Origin of the sequence: Salmonella sp. SA14318 (assembly GCF_029866905.1) — a bacterium.
Classification (GTDB): Bacteria; Pseudomonadota; Gammaproteobacteria; order Enterobacterales; family Enterobacteriaceae; genus Salmonella; species Salmonella enterica.
In genome coordinates, this window is the sequence record NZ_CP123282.1 from 546,487 (window position 1) to 561,166 (window position 14,680).

Here is a 14,680-nt window from a genome sequence, read left to right on the forward strand (position 1 = left end):
CATGGCATTACATCTCGATTTACGAGCGGGTTTCCAGAATCGGCAGGAGAGATATTGAGGAGAGGAATATCGGCTCCCCAGCCATCAGCACAAGGCATCAACCGGGGAGCCGGAAGGGTTACACTTCGAGGTAGTTCATAATCCCGTCAGCCGCCTTACGGCCTTCGGCAATCGCCGTCACCACCAGATCGGAACCGCGCACGATGTCGCCACCGGCGAAGATTTTCGGGTTGCTGGTCTGGAAAGCATTATCGCTGCGTTCCGGCGCGATAATTCGTCCCTGCGAGTCCAGTTCCACGCTGTGTTTCGCCAGCCATTCCATGCTGTGTGGACGAAAACCAAACGCCATCACCACCGCATCAGCCGGAACCACATGCTCAGAACCGGCGACGATCTCCGCCCGCCGACGGCCTTTGGCATCCGGTTCGCCCATTTCAGTGCGCACCATTTTTACGCCGCTCACTTTGCCGTTGGCATTGACTTCAATGCCCAGCGGTTGAACGTTAAACTGAAACTCGACACCTTCCTCGCGCGCGTTTTTCACTTCGCGTCTGGAGCCCGGCATGTTCTCTTCATCACGACGATAAGCACAGGTTACGTGCGTTGCACCCTGACGAATGGAGGTACGTACGCAGTCCATTGCGGTATCGCCGCCGCCCAGCACCACCACGCGCTTTCCTTCCATGCTGACATATGGTTCGTCGCTGGTTTCGCCAAACCCCATGATCTGCTTCGTATTGGCGATCAGGAACGGCAGAGCGTCGAAAACCCCGTCCGCATCTTCATTTTCCAGCCCGCCGCGCATCGACTGATAGGTGCCGACGCCAAGGAATACCGCATCGTAATCTTTCAGCAGGTCGTCGAGCTGTACGTCACGGCCTACTTCGACGTTGAGTTTGAATTCAATACCCATGCCGGTGAAGATCTCGCGACGGCGGGTCATCACCTCTTTTTCCAGTTTGAAAGCTGGAATACCGAAGGTCAGCAGGCCGCCGATTTCCGGATGGCGATCAAAGACCACCGCCTTCACGCCGTTGCGGGTCAGCACGTCGGCGCACGCCAGCCCTGCCGGACCTGCGCCGATAATCGCTACCCGTTTGTCCGTCTGGCGCACGCCGGTCATATCCGGGCGCCAGCCCATTTCGAACGCTTTATCGTTGATATAGCGCTCAATGTTACCGATGGTCACTGCGCCGAACTCATCGTGCAGCGTACAGGAGCCTTCGCACAGGCGGTCCTGCGGGCAGACGCGGCCACACACTTCCGGCAGGGTGTTGGTCTGGTGCGATAGCTCAGCCGCCTCAAAAATACGCCCTTCGTTAGCCAGTTTCAGCCAGTTCGGGATGTAGTTATGTACCGGACATTTCCACTCGCAGTAGGGGTTCCCGCAGGACAAACAGCGATCCGCCTGGGCTTTCGCCTGACCTTCAGAAAACGGTTCGTAGATTTCAACAAACTCGATCTTACGGATCTTCAGCGGTTTCTTCGGCGGATCAACGCGCTGCAGGTCGATAAATTGATAAACATTCTGGCTCATTTCAATTCCTTACTGCGCCTGCACGCGCAATTCTGCCGCACTACGACTACGGTGGCCCAACAGGGCTTTGACATCGCTGGACTTGGGCTTAACTAACGCGAATTGGGTTGAGAAGCTTGACCACCTGGACAGGATCTCTTCGCCGCGTTGCGAACCAGTATGCTGCACGTGCTCGGTGATCAGGCCGCGCAGATGCTCTTCGTGGATAGCCAGCGAATCAACGTCCAGTACTTCTACCAGTTCCGGGTTCACGCGTTTACGGAATTCGCCATCTTCGTCCAGTACATAGGCGAAGCCGCCGGTCATGCCCGCGCCGAAGTTAACGCCGGTTTTACCCAGCACGCAGACGATGCCGCCGGTCATGTATTCACAGCCGTTGTCGCCGATGCCCTCTACTACGGTAATCGCCCCGGAGTTACGCACGCCGAAACGTTCGCCCGCGCGGCCCGCCGCGTACAGACGGCCACCGGTGGCTCCATACAGGCAGGTGTTGCCGATAATGCTGGCTTTATGACTGAGGAAGGCGGAACCTACCGGTGGTCTGATGGCGATCAAACCGCCTGCCATACCTTTACCGACATAGTCGTTGGCATCGCCAGTCAGATATAACTCTACGCCGCCCGCGTTCCACACGCCAAAGCTCTGGCCTGCGGTACCGCTGAAGTGCGCTTTAATCGGATCGGAAGCCAGCCCCTGATCGCCGTGGGTCTGTGCGATGTAGCCGGAAAGCGACGCGCCGACGGAACGATCGGTGTTGCGGATGTCGAACCAGAAGGTTTTGCTCTGGCGCGCATCGACAAACGGCTTCGCCTGCTGCAACAGTTGCGCATTCAGCACGCCGTTATCAAACGGCGGGTTATTCTCGGTGCAGTACAGCGCTTTACCCGGATGAGGTTCAGCGGTTTCCAGTAGACGAGACAGCGCCAGCTTCTGCTGTTTAGCGGTGAAGCCCTCCAGCTCTTTCAGCAGGTCGGTACGGCCAATCAAATCCACCAGGCGGGTCACGCCAAGCGAAGCCATCAGCTCGCGCACTTCGCGGGCGATAAATTCAAAGTAGTTGGTTACTTTGAACGGCAGGCCGTGATAGTGGTTCTTACGCAGTTTTTCATCCTGCGTCGCTACGCCGGTTGCACAGTTGTTCAGATGGCAGATGCGCAGGTATTTACAGCCCAGCGCCACCATCGGACCGGTGCCGAAGCCGAAACTTTCCGCACCGAGAATCGCCGCTTTAATGATGTCGACGCCGGTTTTCAGACCGCCGTCCACCTGCAGACGAATCTTGTGACGCAGACCGTTGGCGACCAGCGCCTGCTGGGTTTCAACAAGTCCGAGTTCCCACGGGCAGCCAGCATATTTCACCGAAGAGAGCGGGCTGGCGCCAGTACCGCCGTCGTAACCGGCGATAGTAATCAGATCCGCATAGGCTTTCGCCACGCCGGTCGCGATGGTGCCGACGCCCGGTTCGGACACCAGCTTCACGGAGATCATCGCCTTCGGGTTGACCTGTTTGAGGTCGAAAATGAGCTGCGCTAAGTCCTCGATAGAGTAAATATCGTGGTGCGGCGGCGGGGAGATCAGCGTCACGCCCGGCACTGAATAGCGCAGTTTAGCGATATACGGAGTGACTTTATCCCCCGGCAACTGACCGCCTTCGCCCGGTTTCGCGCCCTGCGCGACTTTAATCTGAATCACATCGGCATTGACCAGGTAGGCCGGCGTCACGCCAAAACGGCCGGAAGCCACCTGCTTGATACGCGACACTTTATTGGTGCCGTAGCGCGCCGGGTCTTCGCCGCCTTCGCCGGAGTTGGAGTTGCCGCCGAGGCTGTTCATCGCTTCCGCCAGCGCTTCGTGCGCTTCCGGACTTAATGCGCCGATAGACATGGCTGCGGTATCAAAGCGTTTAAACAGCTCACTGGCGGGCTCAACCTCGTCGATAGTCACCGCCTCGCCGTCTGGATGTATCGCCAGCAGATCGCGCAGCGTTGCCGCCGGACGCTCATTGACCAGTTTGGCGTATTCCTGATAATCGCTGTACTCGCCGCTCTGTACCGCCTGTTGCAGGGTACGCACGACATCCGGGTTATAGGCGTGATATTCGCCGCCGTGGACGTACTTCAGCAGGCCGCCCGGGCTAATGGGTTTGCGCGCCAGCCAGGCGCGTTTGGAGAGATTCAGCAGATCCTGCTGGAAGTCATCAAAGCTCGCGCCGCCGATACGGCTGACCACGCCCTGGAAGCACAGGTTTACCACATCATCGTGCAGTCCGACCGCTTCAAACAGTTTGGAGCAGCGGTAAGAGGCAATGGTCGAAATGCCCATTTTGGACATAATCTTGTACAGCCCCTTGTTGATGCCGTTACGGTAGTTCTGCATCACGGTACGGTAGTTTTTGGCGATGGCCTGGGTATCAATCAGACGCCCCAGCGTTTCGTAGGCCAGGTACGGATAGATGGCCGTTGCGCCAAAGCCGAGCAGTACCGCAAAGTGATGCGGATCGCGGGCGCTTCCGGTTTCTACGATGATGTTGGCGTCGCAGCGCAGGCTTTGTTCTACCAGACGAGTCTGCACCGCGCCCACCGCCATCGGCGCGGGCACCGGCAAGCGATTCTTACCGATATTGCGATCCGAGAGGACCAGTAGCACGGTACCGTTACGCACCATCTGTTCCGCTTTATCGCACAGCGCCTTAACCGTCGCGTCCAGTGTGGTTTCGGTGACATCAAAGGTAATATCAAGCCAGTCGGCGCGGTAGTGATGCTCGCTCATGGTGGTGAGCTGTTTGAAATCGGAGTACAGCAGAATTGGCGATTTAAAACTCAGGCGATGGGCCTGACCTTCCGCTTCGCAGAAGACGTTCATTTCGCGACCGATGCTGGTGGCGAGCGACATGACGTGCGCTTCACGCAGCGGGTCGATAGGCGGGTTAGTGACCTGCGCGAACTGCTGGCGGAAGTAGTCGTAAATAATACGCGGCTGGCTGGAGAGCACGGCAAAGGGGGTATCGTCGCCCATTGAACCGACGGCTTCCTGGCCGTTTTCGCCCAATACGCGGATAACCGAGTCCAGCTCTTCGGCGCTGTAGTTAAACTGTTTCTGATAGCTGGCGAGCAGGTCATCGTCCAGTTCGCGGCTACCGACTTCTTCATCTGGCAACTCTTCAAACGGCACCAGACGGCGAACATTCTTTTCCATCCACGCTTTATACGGATGGCGGCTTTTCAGATCGTCATCGGTTTCCGCGGAATGCAGAATACGTCCGCCGCGGGTGTCGATCACCATCAGCTCGCCTGGGCCGACGCGGCCTTTCTCGACCACTTCATCCGGCTGATAGTCCCAGATACCGACTTCGGAGGCGCAGGTGATCAGCTTGTCTTTGGTAATGACATAGCGTGCCGGGCGCAGGCCGTTACGGTCAAGGTTACAGGCGGCGAAGCGCCCGTCGGACATCACGATGCCTGCCGGCCCGTCCCACGGCTCCATATGCATGGAGTTAAAGTCAAAGAAGGCGCGCAGATCCTGGTCCATATCGGGGTTGTTCTGCCAGGCGGGCGGCACCAACAGGCGCATGGCGCGGATAATGTCCATCCCGCCTGCCAGCAGCAGTTCCAACATGTTGTCCAGCGAGCTGGAATCCGAACCGGTTTCGTTAACAAACGGCGCAGCGGACTGTAAATCCGGGATCAGCGGCGTCTGGAATTTATAGGTACGGGCGCGCGCCCACTGGCGGTTGCCGGTGATGGTGTTAATCTCGCCGTTATGCGCCAGGTAGCGGAACGGCTGCGCCAGCGGCCAACGCGGCACGGTGTTAGTGGAAAAGCGCTGGTGGAACAGACAGATGGCCGATTCCAGACGCAGATCCGCAAGATCCAGGTAGAAGCGCGGCAGATCCGCCGGCATACACAGACCTTTATAAATGTTGACCAGGTTCGACAGGCTGCATACGTAGAAATCTTTGTCGTCCTGCAGACGTTTTTCAATGCGTCGGCGGGCGATAAACAGACGGCGCTCCATATCGCGCGGACGCCAGCCCGCCGGAGCGTTGACAAAAATCTGCTCAATACGCGGCAGGGAGGAGAGGGCGATTTCACCGAGCACGCCTTCATTGGTTGGCACATCGCGCCAGCCGACAATCGACAGGGTTTCCTGCTGTAATTCTTCTTCGACAATATGGCGTGACGCGGCGGCCAGTTCAGGATCTTTATTCAAAAAGATCATCCCGACGGCGTAGTTTTTGGCTAAGCGCCAGCCGCGCTCTTCGGCCACGATGCGAAAGAAACGGTCAGGTTTTTGTAACAGCAAGCCGCAACCGTCGCCGGTTTTACCGTCGGCAAGGATCGCGCCACGGTGCTGCATCCGGGCCAGCGCGTGTATGGCGGTACGCACTACCTTGTGGCTAGGTTCGCCTTCTATGTGGGCGATCAGGCCGAAACCACAGTTATCCTTCTCAAGGGATTTATCGTACAACATATCAGTGAACCTCCCCAGGCTCTACGGGACGCTCTCCCAACCGACGGCGCGCGGGCACAGCAAGAGCATGGCGACGGGGCTGGCGCATCATACGCTTACCTCGCATTCGCCCTCTTTGTGTCCTTTGCGCATTGGTAAATACGGTTAAGAGGGAATCTCAATTACTGCATAAATATGATGAGCAGACGGCTCATCCAGAAAGCTTCCAGCGGATCCCCAACTTATCGGGAATCCACACCCAGGTCAAATGGCAAACTGATTTATGCAAAAGTGTGCTGTAGCACAGATAACTTTTTGAATCTGTTGAAATTAAAAGGTTTTTTATAGAAGGGCTGCTAATACGGAGCGGCAGAAAGCCTGTGATCTGTCTCACTATAAGAGCCGCTCGCCAGGCATTATCTGACCTTGCTTTTTCAAAAATCTTGGCATTTTATGCTGTTTTAAGCGTGAGCAGTATTGAATGCTACTGTTTTTATCGATGACCCAGCAAACGCTGAAAAAAGAGGGGAATATCAGGAAAAATCATCAGCGGGATTATGAATGAAATATCGTTTATTTTGCTTGATTATGCAATGGATAAAAGCCTTCCGGGACGATTGATCCAGGTCATCGCCAAAGGAGACTAAAAATGGCAGGCTTTGGCCTCTTTTTAAGAGGCGGTCTATCAGATTATGCAGTTACAGAAATTAGTCAATATGTTTGGTGGGGATCTTTTACGTCGGTATGGGCAAAAGGTTCATAAGCTGACGCTTCATGGCGGTTTTAGCTGCCCTAATCGCGACGGCACCATCGGGCGTGGCGGTTGCACCTTCTGTAATGTCGCCTCTTTTGCCGATGAGGCGCAGCAGCAGCATTCGATTGCCGAGCAGCTTGCGCATCAGGCGCATCTGGTGAACCGCGCTAAACGCTATCTGGCCTATTTCCAGGCCTACACCAGCACCTTTGCGGAAGTGCAGGTGCTGCGTTCCATGTATCAACAGGCGGTCAGCCAGGCCAGTATCGTCGGGTTATGCGTCGGTACGCGTCCGGATTGCGTCCCGCAGGCAGTAGTAGATTTACTGTGTGAATATAAAGATCAAGGCTACGAGGTATGGCTGGAACTGGGATTGCAAACCGCGCACGATAAAACCCTGCACCGAATTAACCGCGGGCATGACTTCGCCTGCTATCAGCGTACCACCCGGATTGCCCGGGAGCGCGGGCTGAAAGTGTGCGCGCATCTGATTGTGGGGCTGCCGGGCGAAGGGCAGGCAGAATGCCTGCAAACCATGGAGCGTGTGGTGGAGACGGGCGTTGACGGTATTAAACTGCATCCGCTGCATATTGTGAAAGGCAGTACGATGGCCAAAGCCTGGGAAGCGGGGCGGCTGAACGGCATCGAACTGGACGACTACACGCTAACGGCAGGTGAGATGATTCGTCATACGCCGCCGGAGGTAATTTATCACCGAATTTCAGCCAGCGCTCGCCGTCCGACGCTGCTTGCCCCGCTGTGGTGCGAGAATCGCTGGACGGGGATGGTTGAGCTGGACAAATACCTGAATGAGCATGGCGTACAGGGCTCTGCGCTGGCCCGTCCCTGGATACCACCTGTAGCGTAGCGTGATGAGGGGCGCTACGCATATTTCGCACAATATTCAACGCGGTTCCCATAATTGGGTATTATGTGCGAAGTTGTGGTGAAGGAATCCTCTATGAAGCAAATTCGTATGCTGGCGCAATACTATGTCGACCTGATGATGAAATTGGGTCTGGTGCGCTTTTCCATGCTCCTGGCGTTGGCATTGGTGGTGCTGGCGATTGTCGTGCAGATGGCGGTGACCATGGTGCTGCATGGTCAGGTTGAAAGTATCGACGTCATTCGCTCCATCTTTTTTGGCCTGTTAATTACGCCCTGGGCGGTCTATTTCTTATCCGTTGTTGTTGAACAACTGGAAGAGTCAAGGCAGCGACTGTCGCGTCTGGTGCAAAAGCTGGAGGAGATGCGCGAGCGCGATCTCAAGCTTAACGTACAGTTGAAGGACAATATTGCCCAGCTTAATCAGGAAATTGCCGATCGCGAAAAAGCGGAAGCGGAGCTGCAAGAGACATTTGAACAGCTAAAAGTAGAAATTAAAGAGCGTGAAGAAGCGCAAATCCAGCTAGAACAGCAATCCTCTTTTCTGCGCTCCTTTCTGGACGCCTCGCCGGATTTGGTTTTTTATCGTAATGAGGATAAAGAATTTTCCGGCTGTAACCGCGCAATGGAATTGCTAACCGGCAAGAGCGAAAAACAGCTGGTGCATTTGAAGCCGGAAGATGTGTACTCTCCCGAAGCGGCGGAGAAAGTCATTGAAACCGATGAAAAAGTATTCCGCCATAACGTCTCCCTGACCTACGAACAGTGGCTGGATTACCCGGACGGACGAAAGGCCTGCTTTGAAATTCGTAAAGTGCCTTATTACGACCGTGTCGGTAAACGTCATGGCCTGATGGGATTTGGTCGTGATATTACCGAACGTAAGCGTTATCAGGACGCGCTGGAACGCGCCAGCCGCGACAAGACCACATTTATCTCTACCATCAGTCATGAGCTGCGCACTCCGCTTAACGGCATCGTCGGTTTAAGTCGCATCCTGCTGGATACCGATCTCACCGTCGAACAGGAAAAATACCTTAAAACAATCCATGTCTCCGCCGTGACGTTAGGCAATATTTTCAATGATATCATTGATATGGATAAGATGGAGCGGCGTAAGGTTCAGCTTGATAACCAACCGGTTGATTTCACCAGCTTTATGGCCGATCTGGAAAACCTTTCCGGTTTGCAGGCGCAGCAAAAAGGGCTACGTTTTGTGCTTGAGCCGACGCTGCCGCTGCCGCACAAAGTCATTACCGACGGAACGCGTCTGCGCCAGATTTTATGGAATTTGATCAGCAATGCGGTGAAGTTTACTCAGCAGGGCCAGGTGACGGTGCGGGCGCGCTATGATGAAGGCGACATGCTGCACTTTGAAGTGGAAGATTCCGGGATCGGCATTCCGCAGGATGAGCAGGATAAAATTTTCGCCATGTATTATCAGGTGAAAGACAGTCATGGCGGTAAACCGGCGACGGGTACCGGTATCGGGCTAGCGGTCTCCCGTCGGCTGGCGAAAAATATGGGCGGCGATATTACCGTTTCCAGTCTGCCGGGCAAAGGATCGACCTTTACGCTAACGGTTCATGCGCCAGCGGTGGCGGAAGAGGTGGAGGACGCCTTTGATGAAGATGACATGCCGCTGCCCGCGCTGCACGTTCTGCTGGTCGAAGATATTGAACTGAACGTGATTGTGGCGCGTTCGGTACTGGAAAAACTGGGGAACAGCGTGGATGTCGCGATGACCGGCAAGGCGGCGCTGGAGATGTTCGCGCCGGGCGAATATGACCTGGTCTTACTGGATATTCAGCTACCGGATATGACGGGTCTGGATATCGCCAGAGAACTAACCCGTCGCCACACGCGGGAAGATTTACCGCCGCTGGTAGCGCTTACGGCTAACGTTCTGAAAGATAAAAAAGAGTATCTGGACGCCGGTATGGACGATGTGCTGAGTAAGCCGCTGTCGGTGCCAGCCTTAACCGCGATGATTAAAAAATTCTGGGATGCCACCGATAAAGAGGAGAGTACCGTGACGCCTGAAGAGAGCGATAAAGCGCAAGCGCTGCTGGATATCCCGATGCTGGAACAATACATCGAGTTGGTTGGGCCTAAATTGATCACCGACGGTCTCGCGGTGTTTGAAAAAATGATGCCTGGCTATTTAAGCGTGCTGGAGTCCAATCTGACGGCGCGTGACAAAAAAGGCGTCGTTGAGGAAGGGCATAAGATTAAAGGCGCCGCCGGTTCGGTAGGGCTGCGTCATCTGCAACAACTTGGCCAGCAAATCCAGTCGCCGGATCTTCCCGCCTGGGAAGATAATGTCGCGGAATGGATTGAAGAGATGAAGCAGGAGTGGCAGCACGATGTCGCGGTGCTGAAAGCCTGGGTGGCAAACGCGGAAAAAAAATGACCCCGGTTTGACCGGGGTGCGCGAATACTGCGCCAACACCAGGGAAATCGTGGCTGCGCCGTGCTTATTATGATGATGTCAAAGGCGCAGTCCTGTTTTCAGGCCGCACGCAGTTAAGATAGCAAATCCTAAATGATTTGTTACATGAATCATTTAAATGTGTGAAGCGTAGCATTTTAATCAAAATTATTAATGGGCTTGAGTCGGTTGCAGGAGGATGTTCACCATGAAAAAAATTGGCGTAGTGCTCAGCGGATGCGGCGTCTATGACGGCGCCGAAATTCATGAGGCCGTTCTGACGCTGTTGGCCATTGCCCGCAGCGGCGCGCAGGCTGTTTGCTTCGCGCCGGATAAACCACAAGCGGATGTTATTAATCACCTGACCGGCGAAGCGATGGCGGAAACGCGTAACGTCCTGATTGAGGCGGCGCGTATTACGCGGGGCGATATTCGTCCCCTGTCCCAGGCTCAACCAGAGGAACTGGATGCGCTCATTGTGCCTGGTGGTTTCGGTGCGGCGAAGAACCTGAGTAATTTCGCCAGCCAGGGGAGCGAATGCCGGGTGGATAGCGATGTCGTCGCGCTGGCGAAGGCCATGCACCAGTCCGGCAAGCCGCTGGGATTCATCTGTATCGCGCCCGCAATGTTGCCGAAAATCTTTGACTTCCCGCTACGTCTGACAATAGGGACGGATATTGATACCGCTGAAGTACTTGAAGAGATGGGCGCCGAACACGTACCTTGCCCGGTTGATGATATCGTTGTGGACGAGGATAACAAGGTCGTGACCACCCCTGCCTATATGCTGGCGCAGGATATCGCCCAGGCGGCAAGCGGCATTGATAAATTAGTGTCGCGCGTGCTGGTTCTGGCGGAATGAGCAAACGACGCATCGCGCCGTTAACGTTTTTGCGCCGTCTACTTTTACGTATCCTTGCTGCGCTCGCCGTCTTTTGGGGCGGCGGCATTGCGCTGTTTAGCGTGGTTCCGGTGCCTTTTTCGGCGGTGATGGCGGAACGGCAGTTTAGCGCCTGGCTCGGCGGAGAGTTCGGTTATGTGGCGCATTCTGACTGGGTCAGTATGGCGGATATCTCGCCGTGGATGGGGCTGGCGGTAATTGCGGCGGAAGACCAGAAGTTCCCTGAGCACTGGGGCTTTGATGTTCCGGCGATTGAAAAAGCGCTGGCGCATAATGAGCGGAATGAGAGCCGTATTCGCGGCGCCTCTACGCTTTCGCAGCAAACGGCGAAAAATCTCTTTTTATGGGATGGACGCAGTTGGCTGCGCAAAGGTCTGGAGGCCGGGCTAACGCTGGGCATTGAAACTGTCTGGAGCAAAAAGCGCATTCTCACGGTTTATCTGAATATTGCGGAGTTTGGCGATGGTATTTTCGGCGTGGAGGCTGCGGCACAACGGTATTTTCATAAACCTGCCAGTCGCTTGAGTATGTCTGAAGCCGCGTTGCTGGCGGCGGTATTGCCAAATCCGTTACGCTATAAGGCGAATGCGCCTTCCGGCTATGTGCGTAGCCGGCAGGCGTGGATTATGCGCCAGATGCGCCAACTGGGCGGGGAATCTTTTATGACGCGCAACCAGCTTAATTAATTTTGTCGAATGGCGGCGCGAACGCCTTATCTGGCCTGCGATCTGTGTCGTCCAGGCCTGATAAGCACAGGCCATTAAGCTTCGTGAGAAGTAAGCGCCAGCCGTTTCTTGTCTTTTGGCTGCGCGTCCCTCTCCAGGGCAACGGCCAGCGCAGGCTGGGCGATAAACCGCTGCCACACTCTCTCCAGTTTGCGTTCACAGCACCATGTTGACCAGGTCGCCAGCGGGATAAAGGTACTTTCCCCCAGATTGTCGCAAACCACCGGAACCACTTCTGACTCGCTGATACGCTGGCACAGGATATTTTGCGGCTTCAGCGACATCGTCACAATATGGTTATCCAGCAGGTAACGTTTCAGTTTTTTCAGTAGCCGCCGCAGGACAGCGACATCCTCTTCATAACGACATTGCGCGGCGAACTCGGTCAGGGTAATAGAGGGCGCGCCGTTGAAATCGGTAATCATGTCGTAGACATAGCCGGTGCCGCAATCGGTTTCTACCGTGCCGTAATAACGGGGGATAGCGCTCCAGTCCGTCAGGTAGCGGGACAGATGCGCATAGTAGCTCAGTTCACGCCGAATCTCTTTATCACCGCCGTGGTCACGGTTGTAAATAACTTTTATGCAACGCCGGGCATTATCCGGATGCGTATAGCATTTACGATGTCGACCAGCGCCCAGCGGAGTCTGTTCGGATAAAAGGATCATGGCAAGTCCTGGAAAAATTTATTCACATAAATTTAGTATGGACAAAGAACTTAAACAAAACCTAAACGAAATTTTTTAAGGTTTTCTTAATGTTTTTATGCATAGGTAAAGCGCACGAAATGTACAAATCTTACGAAAGGGTGGGGCTGCGGGACAAGTGGCAGGCAGGCGTAACACGCCCGGTTTTGGGGTGACTGTCATCAAATACCGGGACGGCGTTGGGGGAAAATAGGGTATAGAGGGGGAGGTTTAGTCTTCGTCAAAGCCGGAATTGAACAGCGCGATAACCGCCGCCAGCGCTTCAACTTCTTGCGGGCCGGTGGCTTCAATTTCGATCTGACGCCCTTTGGCGGAGTCGAGCATTAACAGAGCGATGACGCTATTTGCTTCCGCTTCGGTGCCTTCGTCATTGCGTAATAGCACCTCGGCGTCAAAACCCTGCATCAGTTCGAAAAGCTTCATGGCAGGCCGGGCATGCATGCCCAGCTTATTGGTGACTTCAACAGTTTGCTTTACGGTCATGTTTTGCGTTTTTCCAGCGTGCGATGGCGAGACTGGACATTTTTACCGCGCGAGCGGAAGTAGTCTGCCAGCTGTTCTGCAATATACACCGAACGGTGTTTCCCGCCGGTACAACCGATAGCGACGGTAAGGTAGCTGCGGTTGTTGGTCTCCAGCATCGGTAACCATAGCTCAAGATAGCTGCGAGTCTGATAGATAAAATTGTGAACTTCTGTGTGTCGGTCAAGAAACGCGGCTACCGGCTTATCAAGCCCGGTCATGGGGCGCAGTTTTGGATCCCAGTGCGGGTTGGGCAGAAAGCGGACATCAAACACATAGTCCGCATCAATCGGGATACCATGTTTAAAGCCGAAGGACTCAAATACCATCGTCAGTTCGCGCTCGCGTTTGCCCAACAGCCGGGTACGCAGCATCTCCGCCAGCTCATGGACGGACATTTCTGAAGTGTCGACGATCAGATCCGCACGTGAGCGTAACGGCTCCAGCAAGTCACTCTCTTTATCGATCGCACTCTCTAAAGAAAGATTTTTGCTGGAAAGCGGATGCAAACGGCGCGTGTCGCTGTAGCGGCGAATCAAGGTATTGCGGTCGGCATCAAGAAACAGCAATTGCGGCGAGAAAGCGCCAGGCAGATTATTCATCGCCTGTTCAAAAATCTCAGGTGATTCAGGCATATTGCGCACATCAATGCTGACGGCGGCGGAAATCTGGCGATCGGCCAGCGTTCGCGCCAGATCGGGCAACAGCACGACGGGGAGGTTATCCACGCAGTAAAATCCCATATCTTCCAGCGCGCGCAGAGCGACAGATTTACCTGATCCGGAACGCCCGCTGACGATCATCAGTACCATGTACCGTTTCTCCTCACAACGACAGAAATAAATGCCATTGAGTTGTTATGCCTCATTCTGCTCACCTTCGGTGTCAGTAATGATTTGATACAGCTCTTCATCATTCAGCGCCGCGCGCAGGCGGCGGCAGATCGTTTTATCCGCCAGACGTTTCGCCACCAGCGACAGCGTGTGCAGATGCGTTTTAGTTTGATCGGCGGGCACCAGCAGGGCGAAGAGGAGATCGACCGGCTGGTTATCGATGGCGTCGAACGCGATTGGCGTTTCGAGCTGAACGAACACGCCGACGGCGCGTAAGGTATCTTCTTCCAGTTTCCCGTGTGGGATGGCGATACCATTACCAATACCGGTACTGCCCATTTTTTCGCGTGTCAGAATGGCTTCAAACACGACCTGAGGAGGTAAACTGAGCTGTTTTGCCGCCAGTTCGCTGATGATTTCCAGCGCGCGTTTCTTACTCTGACAATGAACGCCGCTACGCGTACACTCCTGGTTAAGTACACTGCTCAGTTGTAGAGTCGTATCGTTATTTATCATAATTTCACCTAAGAACCTGTCCTGTCAGGTTGATGGCCAGGTTCGGAGCGCTAACTGTACAAATGGCCCGTTGTGTCATACAACAGGCCGTCCTGCACTGGCTAACTGCCCGGACAATTAGTGTTGTTTCAGTTTATCTTTATGCCTGGTTAACTGCCTTGCCAGTTTATCAATCAAGCCGTCAATGGCGGCATACATATCCTGGCCTTCCGCGCTGGCGTGAATTTCGCCGCCGTTAACGTGTAGCGTCGCATCCGAGATATGCGTGACCTTCTCCACTTTCAACACCACGTATACCTGATTAATCCGCTCAAAATACTGTTCAAGTTTGGCGAATTTTGTCGTCACAAATTCACGCAGGGCTTCAGTAATTTCGACATTATGTCCGGTGATATTGAGCTGCATAGTGTCTTCCTTATC

Annotated in this window: 11 protein-coding genes; 4 read left to right on the forward strand and 7 right to left on the reverse strand. The window is 54.6% G+C overall.

The window, feature by feature from the left end:
• Positions 1–118 precede the first annotated feature (118 nt).
• Both gltD and gltB read right to left on the reverse strand, forming a co-directional pair.
• Positions 119–1,537: a glutamate synthase subunit GltD gene (gene gltD / locus QEN32_RS02605; RefSeq protein ID WP_000081642.1), complete on the reverse strand. Its 1,419-nt coding sequence runs from the start codon at positions 1,535–1,537 to the stop codon at positions 119–121.
• 9 nt (positions 1,538–1,546) lie between these two features.
• Positions 1,547–6,007 (reverse strand): glutamate synthase large subunit, encoded by a 4,461-nt coding sequence (gltB, locus tag QEN32_RS02610; RefSeq protein WP_001748595.1) that lies wholly within the window; start codon positions 6,005–6,007, stop codon positions 1,547–1,549.
• Positions 6,008–6,678: 671 nt separating this feature from the next.
• Between gltB and QEN32_RS02615 the strand changes: the two genes are divergently transcribed.
• From QEN32_RS02615 to mtgA, 4 genes are all read left to right on the forward strand, one after another.
• Positions 6,679–7,608, forward strand: coding sequence for a TIGR01212 family radical SAM protein (locus QEN32_RS02615; protein WP_079841748.1), 930 nt, complete (start codon positions 6,679–6,681; stop codon positions 7,606–7,608).
• A gap of 93 nt (positions 7,609–7,701) precedes the next feature.
• On the forward strand, positions 7,702–10,038 hold the full coding sequence (arcB, locus tag QEN32_RS02620) for an aerobic respiration two-component sensor histidine kinase ArcB (protein WP_000809826.1): 2,337 nt from the start codon (positions 7,702–7,704) through the stop codon (positions 10,036–10,038).
• Between the two features lie 226 nt (positions 10,039–10,264).
• Positions 10,265–10,918 carry an isoprenoid biosynthesis glyoxalase ElbB gene (elbB, locus tag QEN32_RS02625; protein ID WP_000719811.1) on the forward strand — a complete coding sequence of 218 codons (654 nt, stop codon included), beginning with the start codon at positions 10,265–10,267 and terminating at the stop codon, positions 10,916–10,918.
• The gene (gene mtgA, locus QEN32_RS02630) at positions 10,915–11,643 is read left to right on the forward strand and encodes a monofunctional biosynthetic peptidoglycan transglycosylase (RefSeq protein ID WP_265321922.1); all 729 of its coding nucleotides are present in this window, start codon (positions 10,915–10,917) and stop codon (positions 11,641–11,643) included. Before elbB ends, mtgA begins: the two co-directional genes overlap by 4 nt.
• Before the next feature lie 74 nt (positions 11,644–11,717).
• On the opposite strand, the gene yrbL is transcribed toward mtgA, so the two are convergent.
• From yrbL to hpf, 5 genes are all read right to left on the reverse strand, one after another.
• On the reverse strand, positions 11,718–12,350 hold the full coding sequence (gene yrbL / locus QEN32_RS02635; protein WP_000602192.1) for a PhoP regulatory network protein YrbL: 633 nt from the start codon (positions 12,348–12,350) through the stop codon (positions 11,718–11,720).
• Positions 12,351–12,599: 249 nt separating this feature from the next.
• Positions 12,600–12,872 (reverse strand): PTS phosphocarrier protein NPr, encoded by a 273-nt coding sequence (gene npr, locus QEN32_RS02640; RefSeq protein WP_000216797.1) that lies wholly within the window; start codon positions 12,870–12,872, stop codon positions 12,600–12,602.
• Positions 12,869–13,723, reverse strand: a complete 855-nt coding sequence (gene rapZ / locus QEN32_RS02645; protein WP_000243749.1) for an RNase adapter RapZ — start codon at positions 13,721–13,723, stop codon at positions 12,869–12,871. Before rapZ ends, npr begins: the two co-directional genes overlap by 4 nt.
• Before the next feature lie 45 nt (positions 13,724–13,768).
• Positions 13,769–14,260 carry a PTS IIA-like nitrogen regulatory protein PtsN gene (ptsN, locus tag QEN32_RS02650; protein WP_000609332.1) on the reverse strand — a complete coding sequence of 164 codons (492 nt, stop codon included), beginning with the start codon at positions 14,258–14,260 and terminating at the stop codon, positions 13,769–13,771.
• Positions 14,261–14,377: 117 nt separating this feature from the next.
• Positions 14,378–14,665 carry a ribosome hibernation promoting factor gene (hpf, locus tag QEN32_RS02655; protein WP_001176589.1) on the reverse strand — a complete coding sequence of 96 codons (288 nt, stop codon included), beginning with the start codon at positions 14,663–14,665 and terminating at the stop codon, positions 14,378–14,380.
• Positions 14,666–14,680: the final 15 nt, after the last annotated feature.